Here is a 12,701-nt window from a genome sequence, read left to right as displayed (position 1 = left end):
GGGGCCGGTCCGTCAGGACAGGCCCCGGTGACATCGCTCGGGCATGATCAGATACCCTGTCCGTGGCCGGCCATCAGGCCGGTGCGTGCGGTGTGGGAGAGGCTTCTGGCCAGGGTGGCGAGAAGATCGGTCTGGGAGACGATGCCGATGACACGCTCCGCATCGTCGATGACGACCACCGCGTGGATCGTGCCGTCCGTCAGGCGCGGCAGGAGGCTAACCGCCGGGTCGGAGGAACGCGCGGTCGCGGCCGCGGTCACGGGAAGCACCGCCCCGGGCCCTGCCGTCGCCAGTTCGCGAAGGCCGATGGTGCCGGCAAGGCGGCTTTCGCCGTCGAGCACAGGCAGGGTGCGGATATCGTGGTCGAGAAGCTTGCGCCGCGCTTCATCCGGCGTGGCGTCGGCATGCACCGTCACCACGTCGCGCGACATGATGTCATCCACGGTCAATTCGCCGTGGCGCCGCGCCAGCGCCTGCCGTTCCACCTCGCGCAGCAGCGCGTCGATATCCGCGCGGCTGACATCGAGCGTCTCGTCGAGGCGCGCGATGGCCGCGTCGATATCGTCGGCCGTGAAGCCGGCCCGCAAAGCCGCGGGCGGGTCTGCCGTTCCATGCGTGTTGACCGGCGTGGCGGCCGGCCGGTGCGGATATTGCCGCCCCGCCAGCCGATGGAACGCCATGCCGATGAGAACGAGGATCAGCGAATTGAGCGCGATCGGAACGAGCGGAAACCAGAAGCCGGCGCGGGTGACCGCCGCGCCCCCGATGACGGCCGTCAGCGCGGCCGCACCACCCGGTGGGTGCAGCGAGCGCGTCAGCGACATCACGAGAATGGCAAGGGCCACCGCAAGCCCGATGGCGAGCGCGGGATCGGAAACGAGCGAGGCGATGGCAACGCCCGCGAAGGCGGAGATCGTGTTGCCGCCGACAATCGGCCAGGGCTGGGCGAGCGGGCTGGCGGGCACGGCAAAAAGCAGCACGGCGGATGCGCCGATGGGCGCGACGATCAGGGGCAGGTGCGGGCCGTTGCCCATCGCCATGCCGCAGACGAGGCCGGTCACGCAGATACCCAGAAGCGCGCCGAGGCAGCCGATCAGCCTTTCCTTCAGCGTGGCGCCGGCCAGAATCGGAGAAAAAAGCCGGATTTTGGACAGAATGCCCGACTTATGGGCATCGTCATGGGGTTTGGCCACGATGATCCTGATCTTTAAAAGGCATATGATTATTTTATAGGCTTATGTGCCTAACGAGGCGGCGATGCAAGCCGGCAATGGCAAGATTCTGCATGGCTGGAAACGGGTGCGCCAAAGTGTCCGCAAGCCCGCCGGCAGCGCTTGCCGCAAAAGCAAAAGGCCCCCGCGAAGCAGGGGCCTTTTTGATGTTTCCGATTGCCGTCAAGGCAACTGAAACAGGGGATTGGTGCCCAGAAGAGGACTCGAACCTCCACACCCTTTCGAGTACCAGCACCTGAAGCTGGCGCGTCTACCAATTCCGCCATCTGGGCGACGGAGAGCGATGTAGAAGGACCGCCCTCCGGTGTCAACAGGCTTTTTGAAGTTTTCGCAACAGCTTGGCGAAAAGCCTGTTTTCCCCTGCCGCCGTGCCGGCCTCTAGCGCGCCGCGGCCCAGTCGCGGATGCGCGCCAGCCCCGCCTCAAGCAGCCGGGCGGCGGCCGCGTCGTCGCGGGCTTCCACATAGCAGCGCATTTCCGGCGCATTGCCGGACGGGCGCAGGTGGATGATCTTTGCGTCCGCGAGCGTCACCCGCAGCCCGTCGATATCGCTGACGCCGGCGGGCACGCCGATCGGGGCGAGGAAGGCCGCAAGCGCCTCGCCACCGCTGCGCAGCGTCGTCATCAGGGCCGCACTGGTTTCCACGGGGAAGTTTTCCAGCCGGTCGCTGGCCGCGGCGGGAAGCGAAAAGCCGGTCGCAACGGCCGAGAGCGGCTGGCGGCGGCTCTTTGCCAGCGCCAGCACGGCCAGCACCGGCATCAGGCTGTCGCGGGTCGGCAGCGGCGTCAGCGTACGGCCGTTCACGGTGAAGGGCGTCGCGGTCAGCGTGCCGCCATTGGCCTCGAAACCGACGACGGCGGTTTCGCCCGCCGCCACCGCCTCGTTCATCGCGGCAATGACGAAGGGCGAGCCGACGCGGGTGCGCAGCACGCGCCCGCCGGTTGCGGCCTCGATGCCGGAGTTGGAGGTGACCGGCGTGGCCACGACCGTCGCGCCGAGAAAGCGGCTGGCGATCAGGCCGACGAGATCGCCGCGCAGCGGCGTCCCCGTCTCGTCGGTGATAAGCGGCCGGTCGCCGTCGCCATCGGCGGAGACGATGGCGTCGAGGCCGTGCTGCGCCGCCCAGCCCCGCAAAAGGGCGATGGTGTCGGTCGACACCGCTTCGGTATCCACGGGAATGAAAGTCTCGGAGCGCCCGAGCGCCACGACATCGGCGCCATGATGCGCCAGCACCGAAACGAAGAGGTCGCGCGCCACCGTCGAGTGCTGGTAGACGCCGATCCTGAGGCCCGAAAGGCTGCCCTCGGGCAGGAGCGCGCGGTTGCGCGCGCCGTAGAGCGCCATGGCGGCGTCATGTGCGTCCGGCGCTGCCTCCTGCGCTGCATCGACGATCGCGCCTTCGGCCCCGAGCGCCTCGGCGGCGGCGTTGATCGCGGCTTCGTCCGCCTTGTCGATCTCGCCGTCCGGCCGGTAGAACTTGATGCCGTTGCGGTCGGCGGGAATGTGCGAGCCCGTCACCATGAGGCTCGCCGCGCCGCGCTCAAGGCCGAGGAGGGCGAGCGCCGGTGTCGGCAGCGTGCCGCAGTCGTAGGGCGCAAGCCCCGCCTTGCGCAGTGCCGCGATGGCGATGGCCGAGACCGCGGGGCTGGAGGCCCGGAAATCCCGCCCGACGAGGATTTCGTTGCCCGGTTTGGCGATCCCGGATCCCAGGAGGTGGCGGGCAAAGGCGGTGGCATAAAGCGCCGTCGCGGGACCTTCCAGATCGACGGAAAGGCCGCGCAGGCCGCTGGTGCCGAATTTCAGGCTCATTGCTTACCCCTCCACTTGCGGATCGCGATTGTCGCGATACATCTCGTCATGCCCGCGCGATCACGAATAAAACAAAATGCGTGGCCGTAATGCTAGGCAGGGACGTGACAGGGAAATATCCCGCAAGGATAGTGAGGATCAACATGTCGAAGATTCGAAATATCATTTTCGGTTGCGCGATGGGTCTCGCCTCGGCAATCGCTCCGCTTGGAACGGCCCAGGCCGCTCCGCTTGCCGTGCCCGCGCTCAAGCTCCAGACCGCAAACGACGTCACGCAGGCGCAGTACTGCGTCGGCTACGGTTGCGAGCGGCGCTGGCATCGCCGTCACCATTATCGCCCGCATTACGGCTACGAGCGCCGCTATTATCGCCCGCGCTACGAGCGCCCGCGTTATTACGGCGGCGGACGCAATGCGCATGTGCGCTGGTGCATGAACCGCTACCGCACCTATGACCCCTATACCAACCGCTACCATGCCGGTAACGGCATCTACCGGGTCTGCTATTCTCCCTACCGTTAAGGCGGCCAGGCGAACCAAGGACGGCGGGCTTCAGGCCCGCCGTTTTCGTTTCAGGCGTCCGGAGCGGACACCCGGTCGGTATGGCCGAGGTCGCGCTCGGGCTCGATGATGTCGCGCACCCGCTGCTTCAGTTCCTTCGGCCCGGGAAAGCCGCCGTCGCGCTTGCGCTCCCAGACCAAGGCCTCGTTCACGCGGATCTCGAAATGGCCGCCCGTGCCGGGAATGAGCGCCACTTCGCCGAGCGAATCGGAAAAGGTCGACAGCAGCTCCTGCGCCATCCAGCCGGCACGCAGCAGCCAGTTGCACTGGGTGCAGTAGAGAATGGAAACACGCGGCTTCGCGTCGGACATGGCTGCCTCCTTTGCAATGTCGGCAAGCTATAACAGGCATGCCGGCGCCAAGGCGATGGCGCTTGCGGCCCTCACGGAAATGTCAACCGAATTCATCATGTTTTGTCGACGGACATCTTGTCGCAGCCGACTTCATGGTCGAGAGGACGTGCACTGCAACATGTCCAACGGAGCCCTGCATGACCGACGTTTCAACCGCCCGCCCGCGTCTCATCATCCCCAAGCTTGGCGGCCTTTATGCCGCACTGCATGAAAGCGCCGAGACGATCCTGCGCGTCGCCGCCGGCCTGCTGCTCGTCACGCACGGCTACGGCAAGATCATGAACCCCTTCGGCGCCGTCGGCATGGTGGAAAGCCTGGGCTTCTATCCGGGCGTCTTCTGGTCGCCGCTGCTGGCCGCCACCGAATTCTTCGGCGGCATCCTGGTTGCCATCGGCCTCTTCACGCGCCCGGCGGCCTTCGCCTCCATGATCGTGCTGGCCGTGACCGTCTACTTCCATGGCGTGGTGAAGGCCGAGGGCCTGATGGGTGCGGAGAAGTCCATCCTCTGGACGCTGATCTTCCTCTTCTTCGCGGTCCGCGGGTCCAACAGCCACTCCGTGGACGCCAAGCTCGGCCGTCAGTTCTGATCGGCGCCCTCGGCCGGCTGAGCCCCCCGGTGCAGCTGCGCCTTGACCATCGCCAGCAGCGTGTCGGCCTCGAAGGGTTTGGTGGCGACGGGCAGCGTCTTGAAGCCGGCGACGCCCCTCTGGTGCGCCTCGCTCACCGTCGTCAGAAGCAGCGGAACACCGGCATCGACAAACCGCTGGATTGCCGGCGCGATGCCGGACATGTCGAGCGGAACGTCGATCAGGCACAGATCCACATCCGCAAGTGCTGATGTGTTCCACTGGCCGAGCTGCTCGGGCCGCACGAGCGTGGTGCGGCAATCGATGGCCGAGCGGATGAGATATTCGGCGTCCAGGGCGATGAGAAACTCGTGCTCGGCGATCACGATATGGGGGAACGACTGGTCCATGGCGCGATACTCCTCGTCCATGCGAATCCGCCAGGAGGGGCGGTTTGGGAGGCGGAATGTGGGGCGGCGGCACCGATGTGTCATTTAAAAAAGACATAGTGCCGGTGCGATGGAACAAGTTCGCGCCTACCCCGTTTCGAAGGCCAGTCCGGTCAAAAAAGGGGGCAATATGGCGAGCGGAACCACGGCCAGGCAGCAAACCCGGTGGCAGACGCCATGCCAGCACTGTCCGCTCCGCGGGCTCGAGACCTTCCGCGATTTCACGCCCCGCGAACTGGATTTCGTCGCACAGTTCAAGACCGGCGAACTGTCGGTCGACCGCAGCTCGACCATCCTCGTCGAGGGCATGCACAGCGCCCATCTCTTTACCGTTCTGTCGGGCTGGGCCTTTCGCTACAAGCTCCTGCCGGACGGCCGCCGCCAGATCATGAACTATGTCATGCCGGGCGATCTCCTCGGCCTGCAGGGCAGCCTCATGGGCGAGATGGACCATTCGGTCGAGGCGCTGACGCCGGTCACGCTCTGCGTCTTCGAGCGCGCCAAGCTGGAACGCCTCTTCGAGCGTCATCCCTCGCTCGGCTACGACCTGACCTGGATCGCCGCGCTGGAGGAACGCATCCTCGACGAGCATCTGCTGTCGATCGGCCGGCGCACGGCGCTGGAGCGCACCGCTTACCTGCTCTCCTTCATCCAGCGACGCGCCCATACCGCCGGGCTGAATGGCGGGCGGCTGGTCATTCCCATCACGCAGCAGCATGTCGCCGATACGCTCGGCCTGTCGCTCGTCCACACCAACAAGACGTTGCGCAAGTTGTCAGAACGCCAGCTGATGCGCTGGCATGACCGGGGCTGCGAGATCCTCGATGCCGACGGGCTTCAGGCGCTCGCCGGCTGGGAAGGGTTGCAGCGCGGGCCGCGCCCCTTCATCTGAGGCGAAAGATCACGCCACGTCCCAGTAAAGCGGAAACATCGGGTCGAACACCGTCACCGGTCCCGCGCCCGTCTCGATCTTCGCCGGGAAGGCGACCGGCTCCGGGCGCCTGACGAGGCGGATCGTCTCCGCGTTTGCCGGCAGGCCGTACCAGGCTGGGCCGTTCAGCGAGGCGAAGGCCTCCAGCTTTTCCAGGGCCGCGTCCTCTTCGAAGACATGGGCGAGGCAGCTCATCGTGTTGATCGAGGTGTAGATGCCCGCGCAGCCGCAGGCGCATTCCTTCAGCGGATCGACATGCGGCGCCGAATCGGTGCCGAGGAAGAAGCGCCTGTCGCCCGAGGTCGCGGCGGCGCGCAATGCGAGGCGATGCTCCTCGCGCTTGGCGACGGGCAGGCAGTAATAATGCGGCTTGATCCCACCGACCAGGATGGCGTTGCGGTTGATGATCAGGTGATGCGTGGTGATCGAGCCGGCGAGGTTGGCCTTGGCGGCCTTGATGTAGTCGATGCCGTTCTTCGTGGTGACGTGTTCCATCGTCACGCGCAGGTCCGGCAGGCGGTTGCGTAGCGGGTCGAGCACCGTTTCGATGAAGACGGCCTCGCGGTCGAAGATATCGACCTCGGGCGTCGTGACCTCGCCGTGCACGCAGAGTGTCAGCCCGATCTTCGCCATGCGCTCCAGCACGGGCATCGCCTTGTCCATGTCGCGCACGCCGCCATGGGAATTGGTGGTGGCGCCGGCGGGGTAGAGTTTGACCGCACGGATCAGGCCGCTCCTGAAGCCTTCTTCCACGTCGCTGGGGTCGGTGTGCTCGGTGAGGTAGAGCGTCATCAGCGGCTGGAACCGGTCGCCCTTGGGAAGGGCTGCCAGAATGCGGTCGCGATAGGCGGCCGCATCGGCGGTCGTGACGACGGGTGGCACGAGGTTCGGCATGATGATCGCGCGGGCGAAGTGGCGGCTGGTGTCGCCGATCACGCCCTCCAGCATGGCGCCGTCGCGCAGATGCAGGTGCCAGTCGTCCGGCCGGCGGATGGTGAGTTCAGTGGTCATCGGCGTCTCTCCCGTCTTTGGCGTTGCGATAGCACTCGAAGGGTCGGACGACAATTCCTCAGAACAGGTCGATATGCAGGTCGGCGGGGCGGGAGTGTTCGAGGATGCGCTTTCCGTTCGGCAGGTCGTTGCCGTAGAGCTTCCAGCCGATCTGGTCTTCGGGCAGGTCATAGCTCATCCAGCGGCGGCGCAGGCGTTCTTCCAGAACGGCATAGGGCGGGCCGACGAAGATGGTGAAGTCGAAGACGCCGTCGAGCCGGTCCCAGGGCGCATCCTTGAACAGCAGGTAGTTGCCCTCGGCCAGAATGAAACGGGTTTCTTTCGGAATGGCGCGCGCGGCATTGATGGCAAGCTCGCGCGAGCGGTCGAAGACCGGCACGAGAACCTCGTCCTCGGCGCGCTTCAGCGCATGCACGATATCGATGAAACCGCGGCCGTCAAAGGTTTCGGCAATGCCCTTGCGCGGCAACAGGCCCCGTTCGGCCAGGATGCCGTTATCCAGGTGGAAGCCGTCCATGGGCAGGATTTCGGCGCTCTCGCCGCGCGCGAGAAGCCCCGCCCTCAGCGCCTCGGCGAGCGTCGACTTGCCGGCCGCCGGCGGACCCGCCAGCCCGACGAGAAAGCGGCGCGCGTCTCCCGCGCGCCGCTGGATGGCATCCACGATCGTGGCAGGCGATATCATGCCGCAATAGCCTCCGTCGGCACCTTGGCGCCCGTCATGAAGGCGACGGCGTCGGACATGGTGTAATCCTTCGGATTGATGACGGTCAATCGCCGGCCGAGGCGGTGGATGTGAATGCGGTCCGCAACCTCGAAGACATGCGGCATGTTGTGCGAGATGAGCACGATGGGAATGCCGCGACGGCGCACGTCGAGGATGAGTTCCAGCACGCGCCGGCTTTCCTTGACGCCGAGTGCGGCCGTCGGTTCGTCGAGGATGATGACCTTCGAGCCGAAGGCTGCGGCACGCGCCACCGCCACGCCCTGGCGCTGGCCGCCCGACAGCGTCTCCACCGCCTGGTTGATGTTCTGGATCGTCATCAGGCCGAGTTCCGAGAGCTTGTCGCGGGCGAATTTCTCCATCGCGCCGCGGTCGAGCTTGCGGAACACGCTGCCCATGACGCCGGGTTTGCGGATCTCGCGCCCGAGGAACATGTTGTCGGCAATCGACAGCGCCGGCGAGAGCGCGAGGTTCTGGTAGACGGTCTCTATCCCGGCCTTCTGGGCATCGATCGGCGAGCGGAAGCTGATGGGCTTTCCCTCCAGCCGGATCTCGCCCTCGTCGGGGGAGATGGCGCCGGAGATCGCCTTGATCATCGAGGACTTGCCCGCGCCGTTGTCGCCGATCACGGCGAGGATCTCGCCGGGATAGAGGTCGAAATCGGCATGGTCGAGGGCGGTGACGCGGCCATAGCGTTTGACGAGACCGCGGGCGGTGAGAATGGGTTCGAGAGCCATCAGCCTGCTACCTTTCTGATCCACTGGTCGATTGCCACTGCCGAGATGATGAGGACGCCGATCAGGAGATAGGTCCATTGCGGGTCCGTGCCGATCAGGCGTAGGCCGAGCGAGAACACGCCGACGATCAGCGCGCCGAAGATCATGCCGAGGATGGAGCCGCGCCCGCCGAAGAGCGAGAGCCCGCCGATCACCACGGCGGTGATCGATTCGATATTGGCGAACTGGCCGGCGGTCGGCGAGACCGAGCCGATGCGGCCGATGAGGGCCCAGCCGGCGAGTGCACAGATGAGGCCGGACAGCGTATAGACGGAGACGAGCATGCGCTTGACGTTGACGCCGGCCAGTTCCGCTGCGTCCGGGTCGTCACCGACGGCATAGACATGTCGGCCCCAGGCCGTCTGGTTCAGCACGTACCACAGCAGCGCCACGAGCAGCACCATGGCGATGACGCCGTAGGTGAAGACCGCGCCGCCAAGCCGGATATTGTTGCCGAAGAACTGCAGCAGCGGCGCCTGCGCGGCGAGGTCCTGCGAGCGGATCGTCTCGTTGGCGGAATAGAGGAAGTTGGAGGCGAGGATGATCTGCCACATGCCGAGCGTCACGATGAAGGGCGGCAGCTTCATGCGCGCGACGAGCAGGCCGTTGATATAGCCGCACAGCGCACCGCAGGCGAGGCCGCACAGCACCGCCACCGAGGGCGGCAGGCCGTAGCGGAAGGTGAACTGCCCCATCACGACGGAGGAGAGCACCATGATCGCGCCGACCGAAAGGTCGATGCCCGCGGTCAGGATCACCAGCGTCTGCGCCGCGCCGACGATGCCGACGATCGCCACCTGCTGGAGGATGAGCGTCAGCGTGAAGGCGGAGAAGAACTTGCCGCCGAGAACGATGCCGAAGACGGCAACCGAAAGCACCAGCACGATCAGCGGCACGGCAGAGGGATTGCCGTGCAGGAAGTGCTGGAATTTCTGCACGGCCGTCTTGTCGTTCGTATCGAAGGACGCGACCTGCGTTGCACTGCCGGACAGCACCTTCTCGAATTCCTGCGAAGGCTGCGACCCCTGAGCGGGTTGCGTCGCCGTCGTTGTCTCACTCATGATCCTTTTCCTCCCCTTCCGATGCCGACCGTCGCGGCAGTGCCGGATACATTGGGTGCGTGAACAACCGGTCGAGATGCTCGTGTGCACCGGCCGCCTTCTTCGGGCGGTCTCCTGCGCCAGCCGCATCATAAAGCGCGGCCGCTTGCAGGGGACGATGGTGCCCACGTCTTTTAGCGATTGTCAAAACAAGGGTGCGTTCACCCGGTCCGCCGTGGCGGATGGCCGGCCCGGTCTGACCGGGCCGGCATGAGGCATCAGCCCCAGCACTTTTCCTTGCCGGCCTTGGTATCGATCGAATCGATGCCAGCGGCCGGCTTGTCGGTGACGAGCGTCACGCCCGTGTCGAAGAAGTCCTTGCCTTCGGTGGCCTTCGGCTTCTCGCCGGTATCGGCGAACTTCTTGATGGCCTCGACGCCAAGCGCCGCCATCATCAGCGGATATTGCTGCGAAGTCGCGCCGATCACGCCGTCGGCGACGTTCTGCACGCCCGGGCAACCGCCGTCGACGGAAACGATGAGCACGTCCTTCTCGCGGCCGACGGCCTTCAGTGCTTCATAGGCGCCGGCAGCGGCCGGCTCGTTGATCGTGTGCACGACATTGATGGTCGGATCCTTCTGGAGAAGGTTTTCCATGGCGGTGCGGCCGCCTTCCTCGTTGCCGTTCGTCACGTCGTTGCCGACGATGCGCGGATCGTCCTCGTCGCCGATCTTGTTGATGTCCTTCACGTCGATGCCGAAGCCCTTCATGAAGCCCTGGTTGCGCAGGACGTCGACCGACGGCTGCGACGGCGTGAGGTTCAGGAAGGCGATCTTGGCATCCTTGGCGCCGTCGCCGAGGGTCGCGGCGGCCCACTTGCCGATGAGTTCGCCGGCCAGCAGGTTGTCGGTGGCGAAGGTCATGTCGGCGCTGTCGAGCGGCTCGAGCGGGGTGTCGAGCGCGATGACGAGCAGGCCGGCGTCGCGCGCCTTCTGCACGGAGGGAACGATGCCCTTGGTGTCGGAAGCGGCGATCAGGATGCCCTTGGCGCCATCGGCGATGCAGGTCTCGATGGCGGCGACCTGGCTTTCGGAATCGCCGTCGATCTTGCCGGCATAGGACTTCAGCGTCACGCCGAGCTCGGCGGCCTTGGCGGTCGCGCCTTCCTTCATCTTGACGAAGAAGGGATTGGTGTCGGTCTTGGTGATCAGGCAGGCGGTGGTGTCTGCCGCGGCGGCCGGCGTGGAAAAGGCCACGCCAAGCGCCAGCGCGCCGAGAGCGGCGGAAATGATGGATGTCTTCATGTAATCCTCCCAAGGACAAAACGGGATGCGCCCCTCTCCCGGGGCCATCCGGTCGCGGGTGGACAGGGTTCCTGCTGTCCGACCGGCTTCCGACGGTCAAGAGAACACCAAAAGAAATGCCTGTCAATAAATAAATCGAATTGAATTATTAATCCGATGTGGCATGCTCCGCTCAACGGTGGGCGACGGCCCCGGCTGTAACGTTTCCGGTGGAAGAGCGGAGCGCCAGCCGATAAGAGGACCGGAACGGGCGTCTTGCGCCAGGGCCGGCACGGGAGGACACGATGATCAAAGATGCCGCGTCGGCGATGGCCGCGCCGGCCGATATCCTCGATCCCAGCGGGGGAGCGAACCAGGTGCGCGTGCGCGCCTATAACGAGCGCCTCGTCATGTCGCTGGTGCGCCGGCACGGCAGCCTCTCCAAGGCCGAGATCGCGCGGCGCAGCGGCCTGTCCGCCCAGACGGTGACGGTCATCATGCGCGCGCTGGAGGCCGAAGGCCTGCTGATCCGCGGCGAACCCCTGCGCGGCAAGGTCGGCCAGCCCTCCGTGCCGATGCGGCTCAACCCGGAGGCGGTCTATTCGCTCGGCATGAAGATCGGCCGGCGCAGCGCCGATATCGTGCTGATGGATTTCGTCGGCGGCATTCGCCGGCAGGTGCGCTGCACCTTTCCCTATCCCATGCCCGGGCCGCTGCTGTCCTTCGTGGAGGAGGGGCTGGCCGAACTTCAGGCGTCGATGAGCCCGCAGGAGCGCGCCCGCATCGCCGGCTTCGGCGTCGCCGCGCCCTTCGAGCTGTGGAGCTGGGCAAGCGAGGTGGGCGCCCCGCAGGCCGAGATGGACCAGTGGCGCGGCGTCGATCTCGAGGCCGAGATCGCCAGGCGCGTGCCCTATCCCGTCACCTTGCAGAACGACGCCACCAGCGCCTGCGCCGCCGAGCTGGTCTTCGGCCGCGGCCCGCACTATCCCGATTTCCTCTATCTCTTCATCGGCTCCTTCATCGGCGGCGGCGTGGTGCTGAACTCCGCGCTGTTTACCGGCCGCACCGGAACGGCGGGCGCCGTCGGCCCGCTGCCCGTGCAGGGCCGCGACGGCGAGACCGTGCAGCTGCTCAAGATCGCCTCCATCTACCGGCTGGAAAACCTGCTGCGCGAAGCCGGCATCGACCCCATGCCGCTCTGGTATTCGCCCGACGGCTGGGTGGATTTCGGCGCGCCCCTGCAGCTGTGGATCGACGATGTGGCGGCGGCACTCGCCCAGGCCGTCATCGCCTCGGCCTCCGTCATCGACTTTGCCGCCGTCATCATCGACGGCGGTTTTCCCGACTGGGTGCGCGCGCGCGTCGTCGACGCGACCAAGGCCGCCGTCGCGCGGCTCGACCTGCAGGGCGTCACCATGCCCGAGATCGTGGAGGGCGCCGTCGGCAGCCATGCCCGCTCGATCGGCGGGGCAAGCCTGCCGCTGTTTTCCCGTTACCTTCCCGACCAGAACGTTCTCTTCAAGGAGCTTGGCTGAATGCTGAAGAATATCGATCCCATCCTGAGCCCGGAGCTGCTGTCGACGCTGCGTGCCATGGGCCACGGCGACGAGATCGCCATCGTCGACGGCAACTATCCCGGCGTCGAGCATGCCCGCCGGCTCATCCGCCTCGACGGCCTGCCGCTGGTGCCTGTGCTCAACGCCATCCTGTCCGTCATGCCCATCGACGACTTCGTCGAGGAGGCGATCTTCCGTTCGACCTACCGGCAGGAACGCGACCGGCTGGAGCCGGTGCACAGCGAGATCATCGACTGCTGCGCCCGCCACGAGCCGCAGCGCACCGTCGTGCCGCTCGTCGGCGCCGATTTCTACAATCGCGTGCGTGCCGCCCATACGCTGGTGCAGACCGGCGAGCCGCGGCTCTATGCGAATGTCATCCTGCGCAAGGGCGTCATCTATCCCTGAGCCGGC

At 66.1% G+C, this 12,701-nt stretch carries 14 protein-coding genes and 1 tRNA gene; 5 read left to right on the top strand and 10 right to left on the bottom strand.

What is annotated here, in order from left to right:
• Positions 1–47: 47 nt before the first annotated feature.
• The 3 genes from B5M41_RS15255 to B5M41_RS15245 all read right to left on the bottom strand — a co-directional run bounded on the left by B5M41_RS15255 (position 48) and on the right by B5M41_RS15245 (position 3,041).
• Positions 48–1,199 carry an HPP family protein gene (locus B5M41_RS15255; protein WP_413713174.1) on the bottom strand — a complete coding sequence of 384 codons (1,152 nt, stop codon included), beginning with the start codon at positions 1,197–1,199 and terminating at the stop codon, positions 48–50.
• A 218-nt stretch (positions 1,200–1,417) separates the two neighbouring features.
• A tRNA-Leu gene (locus tag B5M41_RS15250) sits at positions 1,418–1,504 on the bottom strand.
• A 106-nt stretch (positions 1,505–1,610) separates the two neighbouring features.
• Complete coding sequence (locus B5M41_RS15245; protein ID WP_134650432.1) at positions 1,611–3,041, bottom strand: phosphomannomutase; 1,431 nt, start codon at positions 3,039–3,041, stop codon at positions 1,611–1,613.
• A 143-nt stretch (positions 3,042–3,184) separates the two neighbouring features.
• Between B5M41_RS15245 and B5M41_RS15240 the strand changes: the two genes are divergently transcribed.
• Positions 3,185–3,562, top strand: coding sequence for a BA14K family protein (locus B5M41_RS15240; protein WP_134650431.1), 378 nt, complete (start codon positions 3,185–3,187; stop codon positions 3,560–3,562).
• Positions 3,563–3,612: 50 nt separating this feature from the next.
• Here B5M41_RS15240 and B5M41_RS15235 read toward each other — a convergent pair whose 3' ends face one another.
• Entirely contained in the window at positions 3,613–3,912 is a 300-nt protein-coding gene (locus B5M41_RS15235; protein ID WP_134650430.1) for an Rdx family protein, read from the bottom strand.
• A gap of 179 nt (positions 3,913–4,091) precedes the next feature.
• Here B5M41_RS15235 and B5M41_RS15230 point away from each other — a divergent pair, with 179 nt between their 5' ends.
• A complete protein-coding gene (locus B5M41_RS15230) occupies positions 4,092–4,541 on the top strand; it encodes a DoxX family protein (RefSeq protein WP_134650429.1) in 450 nt (149 codons plus the stop codon).
• Here the strand turns inward: B5M41_RS15230 and B5M41_RS15225 are convergent.
• The gene (locus B5M41_RS15225) at positions 4,532–4,930 is read right to left on the bottom strand and encodes a hypothetical protein (protein WP_134650428.1); all 399 of its coding nucleotides are present in this window, start codon (positions 4,928–4,930) and stop codon (positions 4,532–4,534) included. The two genes, B5M41_RS15230 and B5M41_RS15225, sit on opposite strands and share 10 nt — an antisense overlap.
• A gap of 169 nt (positions 4,931–5,099) precedes the next feature.
• Between B5M41_RS15225 and B5M41_RS15220 the strand changes: the two genes are divergently transcribed.
• Positions 5,100–5,861: a Crp/Fnr family transcriptional regulator gene (locus B5M41_RS15220; protein ID WP_134650427.1), complete on the top strand. Its 762-nt coding sequence runs from the start codon at positions 5,100–5,102 to the stop codon at positions 5,859–5,861.
• A 9-nt stretch (positions 5,862–5,870) separates the two neighbouring features.
• Here B5M41_RS15220 and pyrC read toward each other — a convergent pair whose 3' ends face one another.
• The 5 genes from pyrC to B5M41_RS15195 all read right to left on the bottom strand — a co-directional run bounded on the left by pyrC (position 5,871) and on the right by B5M41_RS15195 (position 10,752).
• Positions 5,871–6,911, bottom strand: coding sequence for a dihydroorotase (gene pyrC / locus B5M41_RS15215; RefSeq protein ID WP_134650426.1), 1,041 nt, complete (start codon positions 6,909–6,911; stop codon positions 5,871–5,873).
• Positions 6,912–6,969: 58 nt separating this feature from the next.
• Positions 6,970–7,593, bottom strand: coding sequence for a nucleoside triphosphate hydrolase (locus B5M41_RS15210; protein WP_134650425.1), 624 nt, complete (start codon positions 7,591–7,593; stop codon positions 6,970–6,972).
• Positions 7,590–8,369, bottom strand: a complete 780-nt coding sequence (locus tag B5M41_RS15205; RefSeq protein WP_134650424.1) for an ATP-binding cassette domain-containing protein — start codon at positions 8,367–8,369, stop codon at positions 7,590–7,592. The genes B5M41_RS15210 and B5M41_RS15205 overlap by 4 nt, the downstream gene beginning before the upstream one ends.
• A complete protein-coding gene (locus tag B5M41_RS15200; RefSeq protein WP_134650423.1) occupies positions 8,369–9,469 on the bottom strand; it encodes an ABC transporter permease in 1,101 nt (366 codons plus the stop codon). Before B5M41_RS15200 ends, B5M41_RS15205 begins: the two co-directional genes overlap by 1 nt.
• A gap of 257 nt (positions 9,470–9,726) precedes the next feature.
• Positions 9,727–10,752, bottom strand: coding sequence for a sugar ABC transporter substrate-binding protein (locus tag B5M41_RS15195; RefSeq protein ID WP_134650422.1), 1,026 nt, complete (start codon positions 10,750–10,752; stop codon positions 9,727–9,729).
• 284 nt (positions 10,753–11,036) lie between these two features.
• Here B5M41_RS15195 and B5M41_RS15190 point away from each other — a divergent pair, with 284 nt between their 5' ends.
• Positions 11,037–12,266 carry an ROK family transcriptional regulator gene (locus B5M41_RS15190; protein WP_134650421.1) on the top strand — a complete coding sequence of 410 codons (1,230 nt, stop codon included), beginning with the start codon at positions 11,037–11,039 and terminating at the stop codon, positions 12,264–12,266.
• On the top strand, positions 12,267–12,695 hold the full coding sequence (locus B5M41_RS15185; protein WP_134650420.1) for an RbsD/FucU family protein: 429 nt from the start codon (positions 12,267–12,269) through the stop codon (positions 12,693–12,695).
• Positions 12,696–12,701: the final 6 nt, after the last annotated feature.

The organism is Shinella sumterensis, from assembly GCF_004514425.2.
In the GTDB taxonomy this organism is placed as follows: Bacteria; Pseudomonadota; Alphaproteobacteria; order Rhizobiales; family Rhizobiaceae; genus Shinella; species Shinella sumterensis.
Note: the sequence above shows the minus strand (reverse complement) of the source record. Positions and strands in the feature narration are given on the sequence as shown.